At 40.0% G+C, this 20,646-nt stretch carries 15 protein-coding genes; 11 read left to right on the top strand and 4 right to left on the bottom strand.

Translation table 11 applies throughout. From position 1 onward, the window contains the following. Positions 1–226 precede the first annotated feature (226 nt). The 3 genes from CLW00_RS09610 (at position 227) to CLW00_RS09600 (ending at position 6,991) form a co-directional block, all read left to right on the top strand. The gene (locus CLW00_RS09610; protein ID WP_106133470.1) at positions 227–829 is read left to right on the top strand and encodes a DUF6992 family protein; all 603 of its coding nucleotides are present in this window, start codon (positions 227–229) and stop codon (positions 827–829) included. An 83-nt stretch (positions 830–912) separates the two neighbouring features. Continuing rightward, positions 913–4,161: a UvrD-helicase domain-containing protein gene (locus tag CLW00_RS09605; RefSeq protein WP_106133469.1), complete on the top strand. Its 3,249-nt coding sequence runs from the start codon at positions 913–915 to the stop codon at positions 4,159–4,161. Continuing rightward, positions 4,154–6,991, top strand: coding sequence for a PD-(D/E)XK nuclease family protein (locus tag CLW00_RS09600; RefSeq protein WP_106133468.1), 2,838 nt, complete (start codon positions 4,154–4,156; stop codon positions 6,989–6,991). The genes CLW00_RS09605 and CLW00_RS09600 overlap by 8 nt, the downstream gene beginning before the upstream one ends. Positions 6,992–7,136: 145 nt before the next feature. Here CLW00_RS09600 and CLW00_RS09595 read toward each other — a convergent pair whose 3' ends face one another. The 3 genes from CLW00_RS09595 to hemA all read right to left on the bottom strand — a co-directional run bounded on the left by CLW00_RS09595 (position 7,137) and on the right by hemA (position 10,549). After that, positions 7,137–7,595, bottom strand: coding sequence for a YciI family protein (locus tag CLW00_RS09595; protein WP_106133467.1), 459 nt, complete (start codon positions 7,593–7,595; stop codon positions 7,137–7,139). Between the two features lie 34 nt (positions 7,596–7,629). After that, a complete protein-coding gene (locus tag CLW00_RS09590) occupies positions 7,630–9,210 on the bottom strand; it encodes a WG repeat-containing protein (protein ID WP_106133466.1) in 1,581 nt (526 codons plus the stop codon). Between the two features lie 67 nt (positions 9,211–9,277). Continuing rightward, positions 9,278–10,549: a glutamyl-tRNA reductase gene (hemA, locus tag CLW00_RS09585; RefSeq protein WP_106133675.1), complete on the bottom strand. Its 1,272-nt coding sequence runs from the start codon at positions 10,547–10,549 to the stop codon at positions 9,278–9,280. A 225-nt stretch (positions 10,550–10,774) separates the two neighbouring features. Between hemA and CLW00_RS09580 the strand changes: the two genes are divergently transcribed. Further along, on the top strand, positions 10,775–11,473 hold the full coding sequence (locus CLW00_RS09580; protein WP_106133465.1) for a ComEA family DNA-binding protein: 699 nt from the start codon (positions 10,775–10,777) through the stop codon (positions 11,471–11,473). Positions 11,474–11,659: 186 nt separating this feature from the next. Here the strand turns inward: CLW00_RS09580 and CLW00_RS09575 are convergent, their stop codons facing one another. After that, positions 11,660–13,300, bottom strand: a complete 1,641-nt coding sequence (locus tag CLW00_RS09575; protein WP_106133464.1) for an amidohydrolase — start codon at positions 13,298–13,300, stop codon at positions 11,660–11,662. A gap of 50 nt (positions 13,301–13,350) precedes the next feature. Between CLW00_RS09575 and CLW00_RS09570 the strand changes: the two genes are divergently transcribed. The 7 genes from CLW00_RS09570 to CLW00_RS09540 all read left to right on the top strand — a co-directional run bounded on the left by CLW00_RS09570 (position 13,351) and on the right by CLW00_RS09540 (position 20,643). Beyond that, entirely contained in the window at positions 13,351–13,824 is a 474-nt protein-coding gene (locus tag CLW00_RS09570; RefSeq protein ID WP_106133463.1) for a type I restriction enzyme HsdR N-terminal domain-containing protein, read from the top strand. A 72-nt stretch (positions 13,825–13,896) separates the two neighbouring features. Continuing rightward, on the top strand, positions 13,897–14,610 hold the full coding sequence (locus CLW00_RS09565; RefSeq protein WP_106133462.1) for a Crp/Fnr family transcriptional regulator: 714 nt from the start codon (positions 13,897–13,899) through the stop codon (positions 14,608–14,610). Between the two features lie 92 nt (positions 14,611–14,702). After that, entirely contained in the window at positions 14,703–15,191 is a 489-nt protein-coding gene (locus tag CLW00_RS09560) for a rhodanese-like domain-containing protein (protein WP_245917216.1), read from the top strand. A gap of 332 nt (positions 15,192–15,523) precedes the next feature. Continuing rightward, positions 15,524–16,282, top strand: a complete 759-nt coding sequence (locus CLW00_RS09555; protein WP_106133674.1) for a DUF547 domain-containing protein — start codon at positions 15,524–15,526, stop codon at positions 16,280–16,282. Then, the gene (locus CLW00_RS09550) at positions 16,275–17,630 is read left to right on the top strand and encodes an NAD(P)/FAD-dependent oxidoreductase (RefSeq protein ID WP_106133460.1); all 1,356 of its coding nucleotides are present in this window, start codon (positions 16,275–16,277) and stop codon (positions 17,628–17,630) included. Before CLW00_RS09555 ends, CLW00_RS09550 begins: the two co-directional genes overlap by 8 nt. Beyond that, complete coding sequence (locus CLW00_RS09545; protein WP_106133459.1) at positions 17,627–19,171, top strand: 4Fe-4S binding protein; 1,545 nt, start codon at positions 17,627–17,629, stop codon at positions 19,169–19,171. Before CLW00_RS09550 ends, CLW00_RS09545 begins: the two co-directional genes overlap by 4 nt. Next, complete coding sequence (locus tag CLW00_RS09540) at positions 19,171–20,643, top strand: cellulose synthase family protein (protein WP_106133458.1); 1,473 nt, start codon at positions 19,171–19,173, stop codon at positions 20,641–20,643. Before CLW00_RS09545 ends, CLW00_RS09540 begins: the two co-directional genes overlap by 1 nt. The last annotated feature ends 3 nt before the right edge of the window (positions 20,644–20,646 follow it).

The raw sequence follows: 20,646 nt of genomic DNA, 5'->3' as shown, positions 1-20,646 counted from the left end.
CCTTAGTGGTTACATAGGTGTAGACTTGAGTGGTTTTGGGGCTTTCCTGACCTAACAATGACTGGGTAAATCGAAGATCTAACCCTTGCGCTATTAAGTGAGTGGCAAAATTAATCTTCTTGTGACTGTCAATTTATCTCTGGTGTCGTTGCGGATATACATAAATTGTAATAGTAACACCCAACAATCCTTCTTATTTCAAGGTTGATTTGATAAACTTATCGATATGAAAAATACCTTTTCTATACTTTTTCTCATTTCCCTGCTTTTAATGCTCAACCCTTTAAATACTTATGCCCAATTTGAAAGTGAGGGTTTTAAACAGTTCAATCAGGAAAGAATAGATTACAACAAATCAGGAATGAAAATCCTTGGTGGCTGGGCAATAGGCAATATGGCTTGGGGTGGCATCATGGCAGGGAGGACAAGCGGACAGACCAAAGCTTTTCATCAAATGAATGTGTATTGGAATTCTGTCAACCTGATCATTGCCGGGCTGGGATATTACAGTGCTGTCAAGGAAGAGCCAAGCAGTGATTTTTGGGAAACGCAAAAAGCTCAGCAGCAGATTGAGAAAGTGCTCTTGTTCAATGCAGGTTTGGACATTGCTTATGTGGCAGGAGGCCTATGGCTCCATGAAAGGGGACAACGCCTGGATAATCCCGAGCTCCGTGGATTCGGTCAATCCATCATGTTGCAAGGGGCTTTTTTGATGAGTTTTGACTTGATCAAATTTTTTATCCACAACCAACATGCCCAAGAACTTCCTAAAATTCTAGAGCACGTTCAATTCAATGCCACAGGTGTTGCCTTACGTTGGGAATTTTAGGAGGATTTTACTTTGACAATTTGCGTCATTGATTTTTTATTCAGGGGCAAAAGTCTTTGATTTGTTCTTATTCACTTTTGCCTATGGACAGCATCAAGCCTTTTATCATTTACAAATCTTCAGCAGGTTCGGGAAAGACTTACACCCTTACCTTGGAGTATCTTAAATTAGCCTTAAAATATCCAGGAGCATTCAAACAGATTTTGGCGGTGACCTTTACCAATAAGGCCACCCAAGAGATGAAGGCTCGGATTTTAGAATTTTTAGAGCGTTTGTCAGTTGAGGTCAGGCCGGATGAATTCCTTGACAAGGAGCTGATGAAGCACCTGGCCATTGATGAAGATGGATTGAAAGAAAAGGCCCATAACACCTTATTGGACATACTCCATTCCTATGGGGATTTTTCTGTCAGCACGATCGATTCTTTTTTCCAAAAAGTTATCCGTGCATTTGCAAGGGAAATGGACCTGCAGGCCAAGTTTGACGTTGAATTGGATCAGGATGCTGTTTTAGATAGGTTGGTAGATAGGGTTGTGGAAAAAGTGTCTGAAGATGATAACCTGAAGAACTGGCTGGTAGATTATGCCAAGGAACAAATCCAAAAAGGAAGTTCTTGGGACATCCGCATCGGGATCAAAGGTTTGGGCAGGGAGATTTTTCAGGAAAAATTCAAAGCCCACCGGGAAATATTTCAGGCTACCATTGAACAGGATGATCTTATTAGAAGACTGAAAGCTTATGTTTTTCAGCAAAGGTCAGAATTGGTTCAATTAGCTAAGGAAATGAATAAAACCGCCAATGATATCAGGATGCAGTTTGGCTTAGACTGGGCTGATTTTTCCGGTGGACGAGGGAATTCAAATTTTGTAATTAGGTTAGATAAGTTAGGGTTTGCTGATGATCCTTTTCCATTTTTCACGGAAAAGCAACTTCCCAAGATTGACAGAAATGATGATTGGCATACCAAAACTTCAAAACGAAAAAGTGATATAATTTCAGCTGCGGAGTCCGGTCTGAGAGAATTGATCCATCAGAGTATCATTTTAAGGAACAGGTGGAATACCCTTGATACTTTACTGAGGAACTTAAATGTCTATGGTGTTTTCCGAAACCTAATTTTGGAATTGAGAGACTTGAAGGATGAAGAGGGCATCTTGCTCATCTCAGACGTCAACGATTTTTTGAAAGAGATCACCAAAGACAATGAAGCTCCTTTTATCTATGAAAAAATAGGGAATCAGTACAAGCATTTTTTGATAGATGAGTTTCAGGATACTTCTGATTTTCAGTGGTCTAGTTTTAAGCCACTTTTGGTCAATTCACTTGCCTCCGGCAACACCAATTTATTGGTAGGCGATGTCAAACAATCAATTTATCGATGGAGGGGTGGCAAACTGGAGCTTTTGCTGAAAGAGGTAGAGGGTCAGATCGGGGACAAAATGACAGTTGTCAAAAATCTTGACGTGAACTACAGGAGCCTGCCAAATGTGATAGATTTCAACAATACCTTGTTTAGAGGATTGCCGGGATTCTTGCAGGATGTCATGGCTCAGGATCATCTTGTTGATGCAGAAGAATTGCTTGCTTTCGCCTTTAATGAAGTGCAGCAGAAGGTACCGGAGAAAAAAAGATTATTGCCGTTTCAAGGATTTGTCCACCTGGAGTTTGAAGAAAAGGAGTCAAAAAGGAGCGGAGAAGAAGTAGAGGAGGAAATCGAGGAGGAGGGTGTTTTGGATAAGTTGCCGGGTTTGGTTGAACAGCTTCAAAACAAAGGCTATGCTTTAAAAGATATTGCTTTTTTGGTACGCAAAAATCAGGAAGGAGCCTTGATTGCCGATACAATGATGGACTATGCCAGAGAGCATCCTGATAATGGATACGCCTATGATGTGCTGTCAGAGGAATCCTTGTTTTTGGAAAAGTCTGCGGCTGTGAAGGCACTGATTTCACTCCTCAAATACCTCCGCAATAGAGAAGATATAGTAGCGTTGAAGACCTGTTACTATTATTATGCACTTTTTCAGGGTTTGCCATACTCGCATGAACTATTCGACCTGTATAGCTTGCCCAAGGATTTGCAAGCCAAGCAGACGGTACTGGAAGCTTTACTGGATGAATGGATGAAGCAACCTTTGCTGGAATTGATCGAGTCTTTGATTCAGTTTCTGCAATTGACAGATGTGGGTACAGATTTGGCCTATATTTCTGGCTTTAAGGAGTCTATTTTTGATTTTGTCAAAAAGAACAGGGCTGACCTGTCAGGTTTTTTGGATTGGTGGGAGTTGAATAAAAACAAACAGACAGTAAAAATACCTGAAGATCATGATGCCATGAGGATTTTGACTATTCATAAGTCTAAGGGGCTACAGTTTAAAGTAGTCATCATGCCATTTTTGAATTGGACAATCCTGCCCACAGGTCAAAAAGCGCCGGTTTTGTGGTCGGAATGGCAAGAGGAACAATTGAAGGCTGTTATGCCTATTACCCATCAGAAAGATTTATTGAATACGGCATTTTCCGAGTTGTATACCCAAGAAGTCAAGTTGGCATATTTGGACACACTCAATATGCTTTATGTGGCTTTTACCAGGGCAGAGGAGATGTTTTGGGGCCATGCGGACTATAAAGTCAATAAAGATTCCATAGTGAGTACAGCTTCTACAGGGGGTGTTTTATATGATTTGTTTTCTTCTGAGGTATTGAGAGACTTCTATGATTCAGGTGCTGAATGGAATGAAGAGAGCAAAGTATTTGAATATGGAGCCTGGCCTGCAGTGGTCCAGAGGGAATCGAGATCCAAAGCCCCAATGCATGAATTAAACTGGGCTGTCTCTGATTGGAAAAGTAAGTTGAAGACCAAGGAGTATGCCTGGGATTTTGGACAGGCTGGCCTTCAGGATAGGTCCCAAAGGAAGATAGGTGTCTTGGTGCATGAGATTTTGGAGCAATCTAATACCTTGGAGGATGCAGTCAATAAGCTCAAACAGTATGAATTTGAAGGTAGGTTTGACGCTGAAGTTGGAGCTGAAGTAGCGCAACAGTTGACCGATTTGTTTTCCCACCCAAAACTCCAGGTTTGGTATTCAGATGCTTATCAGTCTTTTGCAGAGCAAGGGATTATTTTGCCCGGAGGTGGTCAGAGAAGACCTGATCGTATTTTACTCAATGAGCAAGAGGTCATTGTCTTGGATTTTAAGACTGGAGAGAAAAAAGAATCTCACCTTATTCAGGTCAGGGAGTATATGGCTTTGATTAGAGGAATTACAGGCAGAGAGGTCAAAGGATTTATTTGTTATTTGGAACCCACAGAAATCATAGAAGTGTATGGATAGTTTTTTGAAAGATACCGCAGCCCAAATTTTACATTCGGGCAAAGACCTGAAAGAAATAGTGGTGATTCTTCCTAATAGAAGGGCGGGATTGTTTTTTTTGAGGCATTTGGGGACCTTGATAGATGAACCAATTTGGATGCCTGAAGTGAAAACGGTTGAGCAGCTGTTTTCAGGATTGGCTGGCCAAGGTGCATCTGATGATCTCAGTTTGGTTTTTGAGTTGTATGAAATCTATAAGCAACTTCAGCCCGAACCAGAAGATTTTGATCGCTTCTATTTTTGGGGAGAGTTGATCTTGAAGGATTTCAATGATTTGGACCAGTTTATGGCAGATGCCAAAACGCTTTATCAGAACCTTTCAGAAATCAAATCTTTTGAAGCTGACTTGAGTTACCTGAGCAAGGAACAGGTAGAATTAATATCTCAGTTTTGGAAATCCTTTAGGGCACAGAAGGCTGAGGAAAAAGAGAAGTTTCTGAGATTCTGGCAGATTCTAGGTGATTTGTATGAGAAATTTAATGCCCAGCTTGATGTGCTTGGAATGGCATACACAGGGAAGGTGTATAGGAAAGTCATATCCAAACTTGATGAAGTCAAGAAACCTGAAAAACACCACATTTTTGTGGGCTTTAATGCATTTACTTACACAGAGGAATTATTGGTCAAACACTTTGTCAAAGAATTCGGGGCAGAAGTTTTCTGGGATATTGACCGGTATTACCTCAATGACCTCCGACAGGAATCGGGATTGTTTTTTAGGGACTACAAAAAAGACAAGATTCTTGGCCCTACTTTTCCAGAAGAAATTCCAGAGAGGATTGCTGAAAAATCAAAGGTGATTTCGACCTATGCAGTCCCGCTCAAAAACAACCAAGCCAATTTGGTGGGGAGTATTTTAAAAAAGGTTTCTGATACAGAAGCGTTGGAAGAGACAGTGGTCATTTTACCCGATGAACAATTGTTGTTTCCTGTTCTTTATGCCATGCCGGAGAGTATTTCCAAACTCAATGTGACCATGGGATATCCTATCCGCAATGCGCCAGTATATGCTTTTTTGGATGCTGTTTTGGACCTACAGCGCTATATCAAAATCAGGGAAAATGTAGTTCATTTTTATCACAAACAGGTTTTGGATCTATTTTCTTTTCCATATTTGATTGACGCAAATAAAGCATTTATAACCAGCTTAAAAAAAGATATAGCCCAAAAAAACAGTTTGGAAATACCTGCCAATGACCTGCAAAGTGGGGGGGAGATTTTTGGGTTGATTTTCAGAAAGGCGGACTCGTCTACCTTGTTTGATTACCTGGGTGATCTGATGAAAGCTTTGGCCGAACAGCTCAAAGAAGATCCGATTCAGAGTAGCTATCTTTTTCAAGCATTCAAACTGCTCAGCAGGATGAAAGAGAATTTTGCTTCCAATAGGATATCCGATCTGAACACTGATTTTTTCATCAAACTCTTCAGGCAACTTTTTAGAGAAGTCAGGTTGCCATTTGAAGGAGAACCGCTGGAGGGGCTTCAGGTGATGGGAGTATTGGAGTCGAGGAATCTTGATTTCAAGAGGGTGATTATCTGTGATGTCAATGAAGGCAGTTTTCCTCCAGGAGGTGGCATCAATTCGATGATACCTTTCAATCTGAGGAGGGCTTTTAGACTTCCTGTTCAAGAGCAGAATGACGCCATCTATGCCTACACCTTCTATAGGTTGCTACACAAAGCCGAAGAAGTGCACCTGATCTACAGTACCGCGGCCAATCAAGGGAAAGCAGGGGAGATGTCTAGGTTTTTGCAACAAATGAGGGTAGAGTTGGGGCTGGATAAACCAAACATTGTGATGCTTGATGCTACTTTGACTCCGGGAAGGGAAATAGTCATTGATAAGTCACCTGCTGTAATGCAGGTGCTCAGGGGGTATTCGGTAAATGGACAAGCTATTGATCACAGGAAGAAACTTTCAGCCTCTGCCATCAACTCCTATTTGGACTGTTCGTTGCGGTTTTATTTCAGGTATGTGGCAGGTCTAAAAGAAAAAGAAGAAGTGGCTTCTGAAATAGATGCCGGCGTTTTTGGGAGTATTCTCCATAAGGCCATTGAATTTCTATACCAAGTCCCTGAGGGGGAAACTTTCAGACGCATCAGTCCGCATGAACTGGAGCGTATCAAGCCTCAGATTCCCCTGATGGTAGATGAAGCAATCCTTGATTTTTATGGAAAGGAAAAGCATGAAAAAATTGAATTGACAGGTCAGATGCATATCGTCAGGGAGATTTTTATCAATTACATCGAAGCTATAGTGCAATATGACGCAGCTTCTGGAGATATCAGTATTTTGGGATTGGAAAAAGAGCATCACGCTACTATTCCGGTTCTTGTAGATGGAGACTTACACCAAATAGGTCTTTTTGGCCTCATTGATAGAATGGACGAGCAAAACGGTGTCGTGAGATTGCTGGATTACAAGACAGGAAAGGACAAAAGAAGCATCACCAGTATCACATCACTCTTTGATAGAGAAGATAAAAGCAGGAACAAGGCAGGGTTGCAGACATTGCTCTACGCGTACTTATACCAATATGAAAACCCAAATAATGTAAAACCACTAAAACCAGGGCTATTCAATGTCAAGGAAATTTTCGGAGAGAATTTTTCGCCATTTTTGAAGCTTGACAAAGCTGAATTTGAAAATTACCTTGAAGTTCAAGAAGATTTTGAAGTGGGGCTAAGTGGTTTGTTGGCAGAATTGTTTGATTCCACTGTTCCTTTTATCCAAACTGAGGTGGTCGAAAAGTGTCAATACTGTCCCTACAAAGATATTTGTGGGAGGTAATAGCTACAATGAAGTGAAAAAAGCTTGATTGAGAAATCGACTTCTCAATCAAGCTTTTTGTACAAACGAAGGGCGGTTTAGAACTGAAAAATGAAGCCTTAATTGTGGTCATTGGACCGTCTTAGTGTTATTGAGTCAGTTTACCTTAAAAATCAATTTTTTGGATTTTCTGATGGATTTCGGGAACCTGCATCAAGGCCGCTGAACCATACCATTGGATCAATTGCATCTTAAGCACCCCTGCCTTCACAGCGGGATCTCGCTGGGTCAATTTCTCAGCTTCTTCCAAGCTATCCACTGCAAAAATAAAAATCCCTCTTTTTTCGTCTCCTGCTATAAATGGCCCTGCCAGTATAAGGGTGCCTTCTTCACTCAATTGGCTTATGTTGGCCATATGCCCTTTTTGTATTTCTTGACGTTCTACCTGACTATAATCAGCCACCCGGTCTCCACTGAGTAAGATGGCCATTACATAGGTGCGCATACCAAATTCATCTCCTCCTAGGGAATTTGCTAAGGATTCATCGTAATCTTGTTTCTGGGCCATAAGACCTGATGAAACCAATAACGTAAACATCAAAATGAAGTAAGCTTTTGGATTCATAGAGTTTGGAATTATGTGTTCAGCGTAAGAATAATCAACTTCCCCGTTTTTTCTTTCCGTTGGATTCTGATTTGATGTCAGCTATTGCTTCAGGTTCGAATTGGTAAAAGTCTTCCGCCAAGATTTGATTTGCACCGGAATCAAAAACTATACTCTTGTAGTACAGAGGGAGCAAGTAATCTCCGTTTTCATCCAAAATCCCATACTTATCTCCAAATCTTACCAGTATTTTATTCAGGTCTTCTCTTCTGAGTTCTTGGAATTTTGGTGCTACGATTTCTTTTCCATCTGGGGCTATCAGGCCAAATGCATTGTCTTCTTCGGTGATGAAATAGTTGTCTGCCCCAAGAGATATTCTTTGATAACCTTCTGACAATAATAGGTTTCCACTTCTGTCAATTAAGTTTTGTTTGCCGGATAACCTGACCATGGCCAATCCTCTTTTGAATTCTCCTCCTTGGTCAAACTGCGGACTTGCAATCCATTCTCCATTTCTGTTGATAAAACCCCACTGATTGCCTGATTTTACGGCAGCAAAGCCTTCATTGAACTTTTGGGCATCCTCAAATTTTGGTTCTATGGCCCATTTACCCAATGCGTCTACATAACCTAATTTGCCATCTTTCATGGCAGGATACATGCCTTCACGTCCAGGTAAGATTTTTTCAACCCCTCCAACTGGTTTTACTTCCCAGCCCTTTGGTCCAAGAAGCCCAATGGTATTGTCCCTTAAAAATACGTTATAATGTTTTTCCCCTACCGATAGGACTTTTTCCATCCCTACTTGATCGAGAAGTATCCCATCGTTTTTCATCACTCTACGAAGTTTGCCATGAATGTACTCGAGCAACACTCCATCTTCATTGGTGATTTTGTGATAAGAGGAGTAACTGATGTCAGCTTTGCCTTCTCTCCCTTTTATCAACATATATTGATTGCCATCATAGGCATAAAAATGATCATCCTCTAAGTAAACCAAGTGATCAATAACAGGTCTCAATACATAATTCCCTTCTCTATTGATCAAACCATATCCAGTGGCTTCTTTGGCAATCAGATAATTTTGGTTGATTTCTTTTACTTCATCATACAAATGGTCGGGATCTTCTGAAAGCGGAAGAAAGTACCCCTGTGCTGTTTTGGCAATCACTTGACCGTTCATGGCGAGAATTGCTTCGTCAAAAGTCCCGATGGCACTCATTTCTCGAGTGGAGTGATCATAAAGCCAATACTGCTTTCCCTTGTTGGCTAGAAGTCTGGTGAAAAAAGTCTGGATGTTATCGTATTCTGCAGGCAATATTTCTTCACCGTATTCATGAAAAGCACCCTTTCCTTTTTTACCTTGAGTAATGATCCAAGGTTGGTCATAGGCATGAATAGATTCAGCATTTAGGTTGATAAATGGCTTATATTCCCTGCTCAGTAATTTGATTTGATTGTTGGTATTGCTGATTCTGACAGATTCACCCAATATCCTGATATGGTCATATTCCACTCTGGATTTGAGGTTTAGATTTTGATCATAGACCTCATAGGTCTGAGAATAGGCAGAAGATTGGTTGAATTGAAAGGCAATAGCAGTAGCAAGTACTCCCAAAATTAATTTTGAACTCATCTTTAGGTATTTGAAGAGGTAAATAAAAGGGAATAGTACTGGAATTCAATGTAGAAAGTGGAATTTCTTAATCCTTTTTCTCACTAACCTTTTCCAAATCGAACAAATCTGAAATAATGTCGATCATTTGATCCGCATCATCTCTCAGGCATGCCGCCCTCAATTGCACAACAGGTACTTTAAGGATTTTTTGCATCATGCTTTTGGTAATCCTGTCAATAACTGCCACTTGCTCTGAATCAGCATTTTTGAGAAATCTTTCCATTTCTTCTAACCTGATTTGTTCAAGTGCATTCTTGAGTTTGTTGATGGTAGGGGACACCATCATACCTTTTTTCCAATTAAAAAATTCTTCTATAGCTTCCTCAATGATTTTTTCTACCTGTGGTACTGCAGCCATCCTTCTTTCCAAAGTTTCGGTGGCTTTACTTCTGATGTTGTCTACATTGTACAGCATCACGCCAGGTACATCCTCAATCGTGGTTTCTATGCTCCTTGGTACGGACAAATCCACAAACAGCTTATAGCTTGGGATTTCCATGGATTTGACCAAAGTCTTGGTGATAAATGGTTCTGATTTCATAATGGAAGAAACCACCACATCAGCATCATTCATTGCTTCCATGCAATTTTCGAAAGGCATGGCTTCATGACCGAGTTCTTCAGCCAGTGCCTGCGCTTTTTCAAAAGTCCGATTGGTAATGATTACTTTAGCATCCGGAATATGAACCATATTTCTGGCCACATCTTCACCAATTTCACCTACACCTATTAATAGTATCCTTGGTTGATAGGTGTTGGATGTAAGTTCTTCAATCAGTTCTACAGCTGCATAAGATAAGGATGCCGCGCCATCTCTAAAGGCTGTTTCCTGAACAACTCTTTTGCTACTGAAGAAAACGGTATGCATCAACCTGTGAAGGAATGGACCGGCCAAGTCTAAATCAGCGGACATTTGATAAGCCCTTTTGACTTGGTTGGATATCTGCATATCTCCCACCACCTGAGCTTCCAATCCCATAGAGACTTTAAACAGATGTTGAATAGATTCTCTATCGTTATTGATGATTTTGAAGTATTCAAGGTAGTCTACCACATTAGATATCCCTTTTTCCAAACCAATCAATTTGATGATTTCGGTACTCAGGTCTAATTCGTGGGAGTAATATACTTCCGTTCTGTTACAGGTAGATAGTATTAAAGTATCTGTCAGGCTGAAAAAATCTTTAAGTTTTATCAGCAATGCATGTATTGAACCTTCATCTAAGGAAATTACCTCACGGATCTGTACGGGTGCATTTTTGTGTGATAAGCTTATTGCTCTGAAGTTGTGCTGCATTTCTGATACTTTTCGCATACAAATTTAATCCAGTTTCTCGTCAAAAGAAAATTTCGTGATATACTACCCTAATTTAAAATCTATCTAAATAAGCTCAGAATGTTTTTTGATGTTGATTGTATTCCAAACTCACAACCTTTGGATATTTAATCCAATCCTACTAAATTATCACACTCAATTACGAGGATATTTTGTCGATTGGATTATTAACCAAATCTAATTTTTATGAAGTCCAAGATTTATTTTCTTCTCAGAACCTATTTAGGATTTTCAAGAAGAGAATCCCGTGGGTTTTTATTGGTGGTTCCAGGGTTTCTATTTCTCTATTTTATACCAAACATTTATAGTAAATTCCTGTATAACAGAAATTTACAACATCATGTGGAGTATCAACGGGTGATTGATAGCATGGTGCAAGCTGGCTTTCAAGTTTATAAACCACATTTATCTGATTTTGATTCGGCAAATTCACAAGATACCACCAAAAGGCTGCCTGCATATCAACGAAGAGATGCTCCAAGTTTGAATAAGCTTGATTTTTTTGAGGCAGATTCCATAGTACTGCAGATAGTTCCTGGCATTGGTCAGACCATGGCTGGAAGGATAGTGAAGTTCAGAGATGGAATGGGAGGTTTGCTGGCTAAAGAACAACTACTTGATGTGTTTGGTATGAAGGAGGAGGTGTTGGAAAGGATTTTTGAATATTTTGATTTTCAGCCAGGACTGTACAGAAAGCTTCAAATAAATCAAGCTGATGTTTCTGAAATCGCCAAACACCCTTACATCAATTACGGGGCAGCAAAGGTGATAGTGGCTTACAGGCAACAGCATGGCCGGTATGCTAGCGCCGAGGATCTATTGAAAGTCAAAATATTCAATCAGGAATGGGTGGACAGGATAGGTCCTTATTTGGATTTCGATTAGAATGGTTTCTTGAACTGGTTTTTTCAACACCTAAAGCTTAGTAAGTTTGAGTGATAAATGACGCTTATTTCTGATTTGAATTTTTAGACTCTAATGAAATGTCATTGTCAGGTAGATACAAAACCGCTCTTTTTACCAATTACAGATTAAACAAGAAAAGGCTTAACCTTTGATTTTTTATTTGACTTAAAATACCTTTTCGCCTCCGATATATGTGTTTTTGACTTGAATCCCTCTTATGTCTTTGCGGTCTACAATCATAATGTCATTTTCCAATACAACAAAATCAGCAAGTTTTCCAGGTTCAATACTTCCTTTGAGGTCTTCCTCAAAATTAGCATAAGCGGCCCAAATGGTCATTCCTTTGAGCGCTTGTTCACGAGTGATCCGGTTTTCTGACTGGAATCCATCCTCAGGCCAGTTTTCTGCGTCCTTTCTGGCTACTGCAGAATGAAACCCATACAAAGGATTGATGTGTTCTACAGGGAAATCACTGCCCAAGGCCAGCATATTGTTTTGGTCCAAAAGATCTTTGTAAGCATAGGCGGTTTTGATTCGGAATGGTCCAAGACGCTGTTCTGCCCAGTACATATCAGAAGTAGCGTGGGTAGGTTGTACAGAAGGTATGATGCTGTATTTTGCGAATTTGGGCATGTCTTCTTTGCTTACAATCTGAGCATGTTCGATCCTCCATCTTAAGTCATTTTTACCCTTGAGATACTTGGCATAGATGTCCAGCAAAGTTCTGTTTGCGGAGTCTCCAATGCAGTGGGTGTTCATTTGAAATCCGTGTTCATACATTTGCTTGGCTAGTTCATCGAATTCTTCTGGATTTTTTAGCAAAAACCCATAATTGTCGCTGTGGTCATGATAAGGCCTGAGAAGTGCTGCACCCCTTGATCCTAAAGCTCCATCTCCATAAATCTTAAAGCTTTTTACAGTAAGCTTATCGTCTTGGTATGGACCTTTCTCAAAATAATGAGCCAGATTGGCCTCTGAAGGGTTGACCATTGCGTACATACGCATTTTCAAAGTGTTTTCTTCCTGCATTTTCTTGATCAGGTCGATTGTTGCTATTTCCAGCCCAGCATCTACCACAGTGGTCAGTCCTACCGCAAAACAATTTTCCTGAGCACCTAGCAATGCATTTCTTGATTCTTCTTCGCTTGCATCAGGGACTTTGGCCGAAACGAGTTTGATGGCATTGTCTATCAGTACACCTGTAGGTTTGCCATCCTCGAGAATTACCTTTCCGCCTACCATTTCCGTCCTTGCGGTAATACCACCAAGGGTGAGCGCTTTTTGGTTGACCAAGGCTGCATGTCCGTCAATCCTCGTCAACAGCACAGGTGTGTCTGGGAATAAGGAATCAAGGGCGTGCTTGGTAGGAAATTCTTTCCCATCCCATAGGTTTTGGTCCCAGCCTTTTCCCAGGATCCAAGCTACCTCAGGATTTCTGTCATGATGGTCCTTTACCCTTTTTACCAATTCTTCTTCAGACTCAGCTCCCAAAAGGTCGGCAACCTGAAGGCCTAATCCATATCGGTAAAAATGTGCATGGGCATCAATAAAGCCAGGATAGATGGGCTTGCCTCCCATATCAATTACATTTTCACTTTCATAATTGGAAAGAATACTGCTGTTGCCTCCGACAGCCACATACCGGTTGTCTTTTACGGCAAAAGCTTGGGCTATGGAAAATCCTTCATCCACGGTATAAATGGTAGCATTATGCACAATGAGGTCAACGGGTTCCTTCCCCAAACCGCAACTTTGCAACCAAACGATAGAAAACAATATGGATATGTATTGTAATATTTTATTCATTTTTGAGTAGAGATTAGGTGATTGTTCTCTAAAGACCGGATATTTGCATTATGTCACAATACAAGTACGATTTCCTGAAAATTGAACTTAATTTCCCTGAATTTGAGTTCAGGTTAGAGGAAATCGATGGTAAATTAAGCATTTTCGATTCACTGAGAAAGAAGAATCTGATCTTGACTCCGGAAGAATGGGTGAGACAGCATATGATCGCTTTTTTAATTGAATATTACAATTACCCAAAATCACTTATTTCACTTGAAAGGGGACATAAGTACAATCAACTCCAAAAAAGGTCTGATATCTTGGTCCTGAATAGGTCAGGGAATCCCTTTCTTTTGATAGAATGCAAAGCACCTGAAATTGAACTCACCCAAAAGACTGTAGAACAAGTCTCGGTATACAATCAGACGATTTCTGCACCATTCGTGGGTATTAGCAATGGTATCCGACACCTTTTTTTGTCATATGACATAAAAGGTAAATTATATAAACAAATTGCAGAAATTCCTCAATTTGACAGTTAAAAAAGTGACATCTGTCATCTTTTTGAGTATATTTAAGCCATAAGTAGAAGTAAGAACCCTGTACAAAAGCCAATGAAAATCCAGCCAAAAAGTGTTTCCTGTGAACTCTGCCTTAGTCGAAAATTTTCACTATTCGCAGGGGTATCAGATCAGCATCTTTGTCATATATCTGACAATAAAAATTTTATCAGTCATAAAAAAGGACAAATCCTTTTCTATGAAGGGACAAAACCTTTAGGAGTGTTTTGCATCAATGACGGAGTGGTTAAAGTCTATAAAACTGCTTCAAATGGAAAGGAGCAAATCATCCGTTTGGCAAAAAAAGGTGATTTTCTAGGCTATACTGCTATGCTTGGAGAAGAAGCTTACACCTCATCGGCTACGATAGTAGAGGATGCTAAAATTTGCTTTGTTCCCAAAGAGTCATTTTTGAAAGTATTGGCGGACGATAATGCATTTCAGAGGAAAGTTACCAAAGCCATTTGCAATGATTTAGGTATAATGGAAGAAAAGCTTACTGACGCAACCCAAAAGTCAATCAGAGAAAGATTGGCTTTCACACTTTTGAAACTTTGTGAAAATTATGGAATTGATGGTCAGGAAGGCCAAAAAATTGATATTGTACTCACCCGAGAAGAAATAGCAGGATTGGTAGGGACTGCAACAGAAACAGTTATCCGCTTACTTTCTGAATTCAAAAAGGATGAATTGATAGAATTTGAAGGAAAGAAGATTATAGTTTTGGATAAAAAAGGTTTGGCTAGACTGTCAGACTTTTATGGTTAATATTCGAAAATTAGAACGTAGGGCAGTGCAGTATCATATTGCACTGCCTTTTTTTGTCGCAACCAATATACTCCAATTGCTGTTGTGAGTTTATGAAAACGATATTCACCCTGATTTTACTCTTATCGGTAACTACTATGACTTGGGGACAGAGCCTTGCTTATAAAACACTCTTGAAAGGTGTCTATGATAAAAACTTTCCCACGGTAACTCCTGAAGATTTGAGTGCTTTGGAGAGAGCGGTCTTTTTGGACACAAGAGAAAAAGAAGAGTTTGAAGTTTCACATTTGCAAGATGCCATTTGGGTAGGGTATGACTCTTTTTCTATTGAATCAGTTAAAAATCTTCCCAAAGATCAACCTGTAGTTGTCTATTGTTCTATTGGAGCGAGAAGTCAGGACATTGGGAAAAAGCTGCAAGAAGCCGGTTTTGATAAGGTGTATAACCTTTATGGAGGGATATTTCATTGGGTCAATGAGGGGTACCCTGTTTTTGATCAGACAAGCGAAACCCAGAAGGTGCATGCCTATAGCAAGTCCTGGGGAATCTGGCTCAATAAAGGGGAAAAGGTGTACAATTAAATAAAAGGTTTTGCCCTCAACCAGGGTTGGGCTATTTGGTAAGAAACATCTCCAGAACAAATAATAGAAGCCAGTGCTTTGGCTTGCCAATTCAGTGATAATACCTAGTCCTGAATAAAAGCCACTTTTGTTTTTATCTCGTAAGTTAGTAAAACCAAAATGTGATTATCCGCAATCATGCCACTAACCAATTAAACGAGGGTTTTTGCTCAAAGGGATACTAATAGATATTGGATATTTATCGATATTGGTTCGAAATCACAGTTTAATTCAATTATTTAGATTCTACTGGTATGAAAGCGGATATACATAAACCAAAAAATGACACTCTTATGAAAATGCTTTTCATTTCAATATTCTTCATACTCATCAATATTTCATGTAATGCTGCCCCAATAGAAGGGGGCATTAGCAATCCACCATCCCATGAGATATTTGATAATCTCCTCAAAAAGCATGTGTCCAAAGACGGCAAAGTCAATTATAAGGGCTTTATCAATGATATGGCTACATTTGAAAAATACCTCACACTTTTGAGTGACAATGCGCCTGATAGAAAGACTTGGACCAAAGACCAGCAATTGGCCTATTGGATCAATGCCTACAATGCCTTTACAATAAAAATTATCGCAGACAACTATCCTGTAGAAAGTATCAAAGACCTAAACCCCACGCTGAATATTCCAATGGTCCATACAGTATGGACCAAGAAATTTATCCGAATCGGGAATGAAGAGGTTAGTCTTGATGATATAGAGCACAAAACAATCCGTAAGGAATTTGAGGAGCCCCGTATTCATTTTGCGGTCAATTGTGCTTCCAAATCCTGCCCGCCTCTCTTAAATGAGGCCTTTATGGCTGAAAAACTTGATAGTCAGTTGGATAAGGTCGCTCGAGAATTCATCAATAATACCAAGTACAATAAAATCTCGAAAGATAAGGCTGAGGTTTCCCAGATTTTTTCATGGTTCAAAGGTGATTTTACTAAAAAAGGGACATTAATTGATTACCTTAACAAATATTCCAAAGTCAAAATCAGTTCCAATGCCAAGGTGTCAAACCTTAAATATGATTGGTCTTTAAATGAATGATAAAAACCGCAAAATAGTCATTATTGGCAATGGTATAGCCGGCATTACCTGCGCTAGAAATATCAGAAAAAATGACAGCAAAACCGAAATCTTGGTGATTTCGGGTGAATCCAAATATTTCTTTTCCAGAACGGCACTCATGTATATTTATATGGGGCACATGAAGTACGAACATACCAAGCCTTATGAAGATTGGTTTTGGGAAAAAAACAACATCAGCTTGAAGAAAGCTTGGGTCGAACTGATCAACTTCCAAAAAAAAGAAATTCTTCACGATTCGAGTGAGAAAATTGAATATGATATATTGGTCTTGGCCACAGGGTCCAAACCAAATAAGTACGATTGGCCAGGACAGGATTTCAAAGGAGTTCAAGGCTTGTATTCCAAACAGGATTTGGAAGAAATGGAGCGAAATACCCAAGATATCAATCATGCGGTAGTGGTAGGTGGAGGTTTGATAGGGATTGAAATGGCTGAAATGTTGGTTAGTAGGAAAATTCCAGTAACTTTTTTGGTGCGGGAAAAGAACTTCTGGGATAATGTATTACCGCAGGATGAAGCCAAACTGATCGGAAAGCATATCTTGGAACACCATATAGATTTGAGATTGGAGACTGAACTCAAAGAAATTTTGGCAGATGAAAATGGGACAGTTAATTCAATCATCACAAACAAGGGAGAAAAGATTCACTGTCAATTTGTAGGGCTGGCCGTGGGAGTAAGTCCTAATGTCAACTTTCTAAGGGATTCAGGACTGGAAATTAACAGAGGAGTATTGGTCGATCATTATTTTCAAACCAATCAAACTGATGTATACGCAATAGGTGATTGTGCGGAGTTTAAACAAGCGCCCTCCAAAGACCGAAAAAATATAGAGCAGGTCTGGTATACCGGACGAATGCATGGAGAGACCTTGGCCAATAACCTTGTTTCTTCTCCAGTAGCCTATCAACCTGGGGTCTGGTTCAATTCCGCCAAATTTCTTGATATTGAGTATCAAACCTATGGCATAGTTCCAAACCAATCAATCGATGAACTTGATTCTTTTTATTGGGAACATCAAACAGGGAAAAACTGTATTAGGCTTGTTTATGATAAAAGTTCAGGGAAACTGGTAGGGGTAAACAGCTTGGGCTGGAGACTGAGACATGAATTTTTTGATCTAGCTATACAAGAAGGCTGGAAACTTGAAGAAGTCTTGAGACAATTGCCCAAAGCTGATTTCAATGCTGAGTTTTTTAAGAAGCATTATCATCAAGTCCTGGAAAAATACGAAGCCGAAACAGGACAGAAAATTGTAGTTTCTAAGCCTTCATTTCTTAAAAGACTAATAGGATCAAGATCATGAAGAAAATACAAATATTGGGATTAATCATTTTCATCCTTGGCTTGGGAATATTCAGCTTTATTCCTTTTCTAGGCACCTATCAGCTTGAGCAGGAAATTGTCCAAGAAAAAGTAAAACAAGAACATCAGGAGCAATTGTTAAGAGTCCTGAAGCCTATGTACGGAGTCGAATATGAAAGCAATTTTGCATTCGTATCTGATTTCAATCAGTATTTTAATGAATATAACGATGAACTAAAAGCCAATGAAGAGTGGGATAGGGTGATTTGGGATAACTATGCCTTCGACTTGACTAAGGCTTCCAGCCATGGGGCGGTGAAGGAAAATCCTTATTTCTTCCTTAGCATTTCCATTTTTGCAGGTGTGATTGGAGCATTACTTTACATACTTCCTTTGTATAGAGGAGAGACAGAAGGGATCAAAAATGATGGGATTTATTTTTCCTCTATGAAATCCAGAGGACTTCTAGGCATCATCACAGGCACATGGTTGATTGCATTTTACATCATATTGTATTGGTTTCCAGAATACCTGACCAATATGGTGCTGATGGTTGATCCTTTGAGCATTTTGCTTTCCGGGAATCCTGCTTCTCAATGGTTTTTGTATGGTTTTATTTACACATTAGCCATTCTGGTGATGGGGATTAGGATGTTCCGCAAATACAAAGGCAATGCCTACCAAACAATCCGTACGGCTTCAGTTATGTTTTTCCAATTGGCTTTTGCTTTTTTGATACCTGAAATCTTGGTGCTTCTCAATATGCCATGGCATGATTTCAAGAATATTTGGCCATTGGATTATTCATTCTTTTTTGACTATCGGCTTGAAGGAATGATTTCTTCTGGTGCTTTGGGGATGTTTATGCTGGTATGGGGAATTATTCTTATCGTATTGGGCGTTCCTATTTTCACATACTTCTACGGAAAACGCTGGTATTGCTCTTGGGTATGTGGCTGTGGCGGCTTGGCGGAAACGCTGGGTGACCCATACAGACAATTGTCTGATAAGTCTTTGAAAGCTTGGAAGGTAGAAAGATACCTTGTTCATGGGGTTTTGGTTTTTGCGGTTGTAATGACTGCAGTCACCATCGTCAATTATTTCATGCAATTCGAACTCCTCGGGCAAGCAACTGACCAATTGCACAGTATTTATGGCTTTGCCATAGGTTCTGCTTTCGCCGGAGTGATTGGAACAGGATTTTACCCTTTTATGGGTAACAGGGTTTGGTGCCGGTTCGGATGCCCATTAGCGGCTTATTTGGGGATAGTACAGCGGTTCAAGTCCAGGTTTAGGATCACCACCAATGGAGGGCAGTGCATCTCTTGTGGCAACTGTTCTACTTACTGCGAAATGGGTATCGATGTCAGGTGGTATGCCCAACGTGGTCAAAATATAGTCCGAGCCTCCTGTGTAGGGTGCGGTGTTTGTAGTGCCGTATGTCCGAGAGGTGTATTGAAATTAGAAAATGCAGATGAAGAAGGAAGAATCAATACCAACCCAATTCTCATCGGCAACAAATCAATTACTGTAAAATCTTAATGAGTATTCTTTATATTTTCATAGGCGTGTACTTATTGGCCATGCTATTTGTTAGCTTGTATAGTTTTGCCCAGGCCCATCTGCTGTATCATTTTTTGAGATTTAGGAGAAAAAAGAGCACACACCCAATTTTGGACTTTGACAAACTTCCAAAGGTTACGGTGCAGTTGCCTGTCTATAATGAAAAGTATGTTGTAAAAAGGCTGATTGATGCCTGTGCAAAGTTTAATTACCCAAAAGAGAAGCTTCAAATCCAGATTTTGGATGACAGCACAGATGAAACCGTGGGGATTATCCAGCGCGAATTGTTGCGGTATCCTGAGGTGAACTTTCAGTACTTGCATAGAACAGATCGCAAAGGTTTCAAGGCTGGCGCCCTAAAAGAAGGCTTACACGAGGCTACTGGGGAATTTATAGCTGTATTTGATGCGGATTTTTTACCAGATCCTGAATTTATATTGCAGACTGTTGGACATTTTGAAAACCCAAAAGTTGGGATGGTACAGTCGCGTTGGACACATCTGAATGAAAACTATTCCATGCTTACCCGCTTACAGGCCTTTGCCTTGGATGCTCATTTTATGGTAGAGCAGATTGGAAGAAATCAACAAGAGGCATTTATCAATTTCAATGGTACAGGAGGAATATGGAGAAAATCCTGTATCCTCGATGCGGGCAATTGGGAGGCCGATACCTTGACTGAAGACTTAGACCTGAGCTATCGGGCCCAACAAAAAGGTTGGAAATTTATCTACAGACCGGATATTGTTTCGCCTGCAGAGCTGCCTCCTGTAATGTCAGCGATCAAGTCTCAGCAATTTCGCTGGACTAAAGGGGGGGCTGAGTGCGCTATGAAACACCTTCAAAATGTTCTCTTGAATCCATTTCCAATGAAAGTTAAAATCCATGCCACGGCACATTTGCTCAATGCAGTGATTTTTATTGCGGTTTTGCTGGTCAGTCTAAGTAGTATTCCGATATGGTTAGGTTTTCAGATGGATTGGATTCCCGAGACTTATTTTAAGTACGCAGGTGGGTTTTTGGTGAGTTTTCTGATCATAGCACTTGTGTATTTTATTGCAAATCTCAGTTTGCTGGATTTCTCATTGAAAGGTGTTTTGAGGTTTATATGGGAACTGCCCTTGTTTTTGTCGGTCTCAATGGGCTTGGCTGTCCACAATACCCAAGCAGTATGGGAAGGCATTACAGGCAAAAAATCACCGTTCATTAGAACGCCTAAATACAACCTCTCTGACTCAAAAGACAAATGGACTCAAAACATTTACAATCAGTTTAAAATCCCTTTGACCACATATGTTGAGGCTGCCCTTGCTTTTGTATTTACTTTGATCGTGTTTTTATCCATTCGATCAGGTACATATCAAATGCTTGTATTCCATCTAATGCTGGCTTTTGGTTATGGATTGGTCAGTTGGTATTCCTTCAAAAGTTACCGACGAGTTAAGGTCTAGAAT

The sequence above is a fragment of the Mongoliibacter ruber genome, assembly GCF_003003005.1.
GTDB lineage: Bacteria > Bacteroidota > Bacteroidia > Cytophagales > Cyclobacteriaceae > Mongoliibacter > Mongoliibacter ruber.
Note: the sequence above shows the minus strand (reverse complement) of the source record. Positions and strands in the feature narration are given on the sequence as shown.

Bases quoted from the DNA above. Each gene is read 5' to 3' on its own strand.
- CLW00_RS09605 (WP_106133469.1), top strand. From the start codon at position 913: ATGGACAGCATCAAGCCTTTTATCATTTACAAATCTTCAGCAGGTTCG.
- CLW00_RS09545 (WP_106133459.1), top strand. From the start codon at position 17,627: ATGAAGAAAATACAAATATTGGGATTAATCATTTTCATCCTTGGCTTG.
- CLW00_RS09575 (WP_106133464.1), bottom strand. From the start codon at position 13,300: ATGAATAAAATATTACAATACATATCCATATTGTTTTCTATCGTTTGG.
- CLW00_RS09540 (WP_106133458.1), top strand. From the start codon at position 19,171: ATGAGTATTCTTTATATTTTCATAGGCGTGTACTTATTGGCCATGCTA.
- CLW00_RS09550 (WP_106133460.1), top strand. From the start codon at position 16,275: ATGAATGATAAAAACCGCAAAATAGTCATTATTGGCAATGGTATAGCC.
- CLW00_RS09560 (WP_245917216.1), top strand. From the start codon at position 14,703: ATGAAAACGATATTCACCCTGATTTTACTCTTATCGGTAACTACTATG.
- CLW00_RS09590 (WP_106133466.1), bottom strand. From the start codon at position 9,210: ATGAGTTCAAAATTAATTTTGGGAGTACTTGCTACTGCTATTGCCTTT.
- hemA (WP_106133675.1), bottom strand. From the start codon at position 10,549: ATGCAGCACAACTTCAGAGCAATAAGCTTATCACACAAAAATGCACCC.
- CLW00_RS09610 (WP_106133470.1), top strand. From the start codon at position 227: ATGAAAAATACCTTTTCTATACTTTTTCTCATTTCCCTGCTTTTAATG.
- CLW00_RS09600 (WP_106133468.1), top strand. From the start codon at position 4,154: ATGGATAGTTTTTTGAAAGATACCGCAGCCCAAATTTTACATTCGGGC.
- CLW00_RS09570 (WP_106133463.1), top strand. From the start codon at position 13,351: ATGTCACAATACAAGTACGATTTCCTGAAAATTGAACTTAATTTCCCT.
- CLW00_RS09595 (WP_106133467.1), bottom strand. From the start codon at position 7,595: ATGAATCCAAAAGCTTACTTCATTTTGATGTTTACGTTATTGGTTTCA.
- CLW00_RS09555 (WP_106133674.1), top strand. From the start codon at position 15,524: ATGAAAATGCTTTTCATTTCAATATTCTTCATACTCATCAATATTTCA.
- CLW00_RS09580 (WP_106133465.1), top strand. From the start codon at position 10,775: ATGAAGTCCAAGATTTATTTTCTTCTCAGAACCTATTTAGGATTTTCA.
- CLW00_RS09565 (WP_106133462.1), top strand. From the start codon at position 13,897: ATGAAAATCCAGCCAAAAAGTGTTTCCTGTGAACTCTGCCTTAGTCGA.